Raw genomic sequence first — 5422 nt, forward strand, 5'->3', positions numbered from 1 at the left:
TTATGGGCAATGATTGCATTTTTGTTTTTTTCTGTCGCGATGAATTCTCTTAATTTAATCGAAAATTCATTTGTACACAGTACTCCTTGGCTAAGTTTTATAGCAGGACATCTTACTCATGCTTCTCTAGTTTCGGCAGGAGTAATTATTTCATTGTTGTTTTTTGATAGAAAAGTCAATCCCAAAATCAACTGGCCAGTAATTGGTTTTGCGGTTTTATTTGCAGTAACAGCGATTTTGCTTCGTCCATATTTCGGAATTTCAAAAATCAAAGGAACCCCTTCATGGACTATGTTTTCGGCAGCAATTTGTACGGTTTTATTTTATTTTCTCTATTGGTTAATGGAAGTTAAAAAGCAAACCAAATGGAGCGAATTTTTTATGCCTGCAGCAGCAAATCCGTTATTGATTTATATTTTGCCAGGTGTAATTTATTATTTCTGTAAGCTTATAAACGTTCATATTATTCCAGGATATTTCAGAGTCGGGGTTCCGGGAATTTTATGGTCTTTAGTATTTTCTGTCATTATGCTTTTTGTAATGAAAATCTTGAATAGATATAAAATTCAGCTTCATTTGTAGTTACAGTTTTCAGTTTGCAAACTGTAACTGCGACTAAAAAATACCACTCATAAACTTTCGAGCATAAACTTGTCTATATTCTTAATAAAATTTTAAATTTGTAAGAAACGAGATTTAAGATATTGTGTGTGAATAGTTTAAAAACAAAATACATCTTAGTTTTATTTTTTATAGGATTGTTTTGTCAGGCTCAAAACGATAGTACAGCCGTGGAAACTCGGGATATCTTAGACGTCATTCATAAAATTTTTGATAAACAGGATACTATTCGTCCAGATAGAAAACGAAAACTGGCTTTTTCTTTATTGCCCGTTCCGGTTGGTGTTAATTCCAGTAATGGTTTGGTTGTTTCTTTTCTGACTACTTTTTACTTAGGAGATGCAGAAAAAACTAAAATGTCTCAAATTACTTTTTCGCCTTATTTTAGTTTCAGCAATCAGTTTGTATTTCCCATCCAATCTTATATTTATACAAGTGATAATAAATGGAATCTTATTGGAGATTATCGGTATATGATTTATCCGCAGGATACTTATGGGTTGGGTGTAGATAATTCAGAAAAAGAAATGTCAACGCTCGATTATCAGCAATGGCGTTTTTATCAGTTTATTACAAGGCAGATTGTCGGGAATTATCGATTGGGAGTTGGTTTTCTTTTCGATAATTATAAAAATATATCTGAAGAATCTTATATAGACGGAGAAACAGATTATTATAAATACATGAATGGTGATTATTCTGACGAGACTTCTTTCGGATTTGCAATTCAAGGGTTATACGATTCAAGAGAAAATATCATTAATCCTGAACAAGGTTTGTATGTCGAAGCCGATTTACGACTCAATACCAGCGGAGTAGAAGGAGACAAGTGGCAGTCTATATATTTTGATGCTAGAAAATACCACTCTTTTAGCAAAACCAAACATAGAGTTTGGGCATCAAGAGCTTTTTTTTGGTCGACTTTTGGAGGAAAACCGCATTATTTGGATTTGCCAAGTATTGGTTGGGATCGAGAAGGAAAAACTGGGCGCGGTTTTACTAAAAACAGATATAGAAGCAATGCTTTGGTTTATTTTGAAACCGAATACAGAACTGATATTAGTCGTAATGGATTTTTTGGTGCTGTTTTTTTTACTAATGTTTCTTCGGTTTCTAAACTTGATACTTATGAATTCAAAAAATGGAATCCTGCAGTTGGAACCGGAATTCGCATAAAATGGAACAAACGCAATGGCAGTAATCTCGCTTTAGATTACGGAATTAGTAAAAACGATTGGTCGCTTCGCTTAGGGTTATCAGAAAATTTCTAACTTCGGCCAAAATCTACAGACTTAATTATTCATGCAATTATCGATTGTTATTTTAAACTACAATGTGCGTTACTTTCTCGAACAATGCCTTTTAAGCGTTCAGGAAGCAATTGCGGCAATCGACGCAGAAATTATTGTTGTTGATAATAATTCATCAGACGAAAGCGTTTTCATGATGAAAGAAAAATTTCCTGACATAAAACTGATAGAAAACAAAGATAATTTTGGTTTTCCAAAAGGCAATAATATTGGTGTTCGTCAAGCGAAAGGAAAGTACGTTTGTATCTTGAATCCTGATACTGTTGTTGCAGAAGATACTTTTACAAAGATTCTTGCTTTCGCCGAAAGGCAAAATAATCTCGGAATTATTGGCTGTAAATTGATCGACGGAACTGGTGAATTTCTTCCAGAAAGTAAACGCGGTATTCCAACGCCTTGGGTAGCGTTCACAAAAGTTTTCGGATTGTATAAAATCTTTCCTAAAACCAAACTTTTTAATCAGTATTACGCACAGTATTTAAGTGAAAACGAAACGGGAAAAGCGGATATTCTCGTTGGCGCTTTTATGTTTTTAGAAAGAAAATTGTATGAAGATTTAAATGGTTTTGACGAAAATTGCTTTATGTATGCCGACGATATTGATTTGTCTTATCGAGCTTTACAAATCGGGAAAACAAATTTTTACTTTCACGAAACAACAGTTTTGCATTATAAAGGAGAAAGTACTGTAAAAGACGAAAAATATATGATGCGTTTTCAAGAAGCCATGAATTTCTTTTATCAGAAGCATTTTAAGAAATCGCAGTTCTTTAGTGTCTTTATTCAAATTGGCTCTTTTTTGTTTTCTGTTGCAAAAATGTTTCAAGGAAAACCAAAAGAAAATCCATTGCCAGAAAGTTATTTTTTATACTCCGAAAATGAGAATTTCGCTAAAAAACTGGCTCCGATTTTGGAAAATAAAGTTGCTTTTTTAGATTTCAAAGAAGAAAAAATGGTAAATTCGTGCCTAATTTTAAAGGGTAAAAAGACAGAGATCATTTTGGATAATCACTATATTTCATTCAAAAAATGTATCGAAATCATAGAAACTCTTAAAGATAAGCAGGTTACTTTTAAAATTTTTCCCAAAAATACAGGTTTTATTATTGGAAGTAATTCAAGGAATGACAGAGGGCAAATCATGAAAATTGAGTAAAAAATTATATTAAATGAAATTTATGTTTAAAATTTTCGTTAATTTCGCAATCTGAAAATCAAAAACATCTTTTAGATTAACAATATGGCAAGATTTGAATTAAAGCTTCCTAAAATGGGAGAAAGTGTCGCTGAAGCAACCATAACAAACTGGTTGAAAGAGGTTGGAGACAAAATTGAGGCTGATGAAGCCGTACTCGAAATTGCAACAGATAAAGTTGACAGCGAAGTGCCTAGCGAAGTATCAGGAATTTTAGTTGAGCAATTGTTTGGTAAAGATGATTTAGTGCAAGTAGGGCAAACTATAGCTATTATTGAAACTGAAGGAGGCGATGAGCCAAGTGCAGTAACAAATAAAGTTGAAGAGGTTGCAGTTCCTGCTGAAGCTGCTGAAATTGAAAAAACAATCGAAGCGGTTAAAGAAACAGTAACAACTTCTCAGGATTTTTCAAGTTCAGATAAATTCTATTCTCCATTAGTTAAAAATATTGCAAAGGAAGAAGGCGTTTCTTTAAACGAACTTGAAAATATTGCGGGTTCTGGAAAAGACGGACGCGTAACAAAAGAAGATATTTTAAAATATGTAGAAGATCGTAAATCAGGTGCTGTTCAAGCTCCTAAAACAGTTGAAGCGGCTCCTCAAATTGTTGAGGCTCCAAAAGCGGAACCTGTGAAAGCAGTTGAACCAGTTGCTCAAAAAAGCCAGCAAGCAGTTCCAGTTTCTGTAAATGGTGCTGACGAAATTGTTGAAATGGACAGAATGCGTAAACTGATTTCGGGTTATATGACCGCTTCGGTTCAAACTTCTGCTCACGTACAATCTTTTATTGAAGTAGACGTAACGAACATTGTAAAATGGAGAGATAAAGTAAAAACAGCTTTCGAAAAAAGAGAAGGCGAAAAATTGACTTTTACTCCGATTATGATGGAAGCAGTTGCAAAAGCTTTAAAAGATTTTCCTGGAATGAACATTTCTGTTGACGGAGATTATATCATTAAAAAGAAAAATATCAATTTAGGAATGGCGGCGGCATTGCCAAACGGAAATTTAATTGTTCCTGTAATTAAAAATGCAGATCAGTTGAATTTGGTTGGAATGGCAAAAGCGGTTAACGATTTAGGAAACCGTGCAAAAGCTGGAAAACTAAAACCAGACGATACTCAAGGCGGAACTTATACAGTTACAAACGTTGGTACTTTTGGAAGTGTATTCGGAACGCCAATTATCAATCAGCCACAAGTTGGTATTCTAGCTCTTGGTGCAATTCGTAAAGTGCCTGCGGTTATTGAAACTCCAGAAGGTGATTTTATCGGAATTCGTCAGAAAATGTTCTTGTCTCACTCTTATGATCATAGAGTTGTAGATGGTGCATTAGGAGGAAGTTTTGTAAAAAGAGTAGCAGAATATTTAGAGGCTTTTGATGTAGATAGAGATTTCTAAAATTCATTTTAAAAATAAATTCAAATCCGATAGGTTTTAAACTTATCGGATTTTTTCTTTTGTAAGAAAAGAATTAAGTGAAAATGCGCAATCTTGATAAAGGCTTATTTTAGAAAAGTTAAAATCGTGATTTGAAAGCTTTTTTCGACAAAAAAAATCAGAATAAAGAGAGATATTCCGCTTTAAAAATTACATTTGTAAACTTATAAAAATTAGAAATGGAATTAAAACTTAACAAGCCAATTTGCTTTTTTGATCTCGAAACAACGGGAATTGATATCGGTAAAGATAGAATCGTAGAAATTTCAATATTCAAAGTTTTTCCTAACGGAAACAAAGAAAGTAAAACCTGGTTGGTTAATCCGACAATTCCAATTCCTCCACAAACAACTGCAGTTCATGGCATAACAGACGAAAAAGTAGCCAACGAACCAACTTTTGCAGAACTTGCTCCGCATATTCACAATATGATTAAAGATAGTGATTTGGGAGGGTTTAATTCAGATCGTTTTGATATTCCCCTTTTAGCAGAAGAATTGCTTCGTGCAGGAGTTGATTTTGATATGAAAAACAAAGTTTCTGTAGATGTGCAGACTATTTTTCATAAAATGGAAGAGCGTACATTAAGTGCTGCTTTGAAATTTTATTGTGGAAAAAATCTTGACAATGCGCATTCGGCAGAAGCTGATACAATGGCAACTTACGAAATCTTGAAAGCACAATTAGATCGTTATCCAGAATTAGAAAACGACATGAAATCTTTATCTGAATTTACAACACGTAAAAAAATAGCAGATTTTGCCGGAATGATTGCTTTTGATCAAGATGACGAAGAAATTTTTACTTTTGGAAAACATAAAGGTGCAAAAGTGGAGAAGGTTCTAGAAACAGAGCC

At 33.6% G+C, this 5422-nt stretch carries 5 protein-coding genes; all 5 read left to right on the forward strand.

Features of this window, described 5'->3' with window-relative positions; genetic code table 11:
• Window positions 1–582: DUF443 family protein (locus tag B3J44_RS14190; RefSeq protein WP_286969055.1), on the forward strand; the 582-nt coding region annotated here is incomplete at its 5' end.
• A gap of 128 nt (window positions 583–710) precedes the next feature.
• On the forward strand, window positions 711–1892 hold the full coding sequence (locus tag B3J44_RS14195; RefSeq protein ID WP_286969056.1) for a hypothetical protein: 1182 nt from the start codon (window positions 711–713) through the stop codon (window positions 1890–1892).
• A 31-nt stretch (window positions 1893–1923) separates the two neighbouring features.
• The gene (locus tag B3J44_RS14200; RefSeq protein WP_286969057.1) at window positions 1924–3087 is read left to right on the forward strand and encodes a glycosyltransferase family 2 protein; all 1164 of its coding nucleotides are present in this window, start codon (window positions 1924–1926) and stop codon (window positions 3085–3087) included.
• 84 nt (window positions 3088–3171) lie between these two features.
• Complete coding sequence (locus B3J44_RS14205; RefSeq protein ID WP_286969059.1) at window positions 3172–4527, forward strand: dihydrolipoamide acetyltransferase family protein; 1356 nt, start codon at window positions 3172–3174, stop codon at window positions 4525–4527.
• A gap of 218 nt (window positions 4528–4745) precedes the next feature.
• On the forward strand, window positions 4746–5422 hold a 677-nt coding region (locus B3J44_RS14210), incomplete at its 3' end, for a 3'-5' exonuclease (protein ID WP_286969061.1).

The organism is Flavobacterium sp. UBA4854 (assembly GCF_002399805.1).
GTDB classification, from domain to species: Bacteria; Bacteroidota; Bacteroidia; order Flavobacteriales; family Flavobacteriaceae; genus Flavobacterium; species Flavobacterium ginsengisoli.

What these genes read in the sequence shown, in the direction of transcription:
- B3J44_RS14205 (WP_286969059.1), top strand. Translation starts at nt 3,172, where the DNA reads ATGGCAAGATTTGAATTAAAGCTTCCTAAAATGGGAGAAAGTGTCGCT.
- B3J44_RS14200 (WP_286969057.1), top strand. Translation starts at nt 1,924, where the DNA reads ATGCAATTATCGATTGTTATTTTAAACTACAATGTGCGTTACTTTCTC.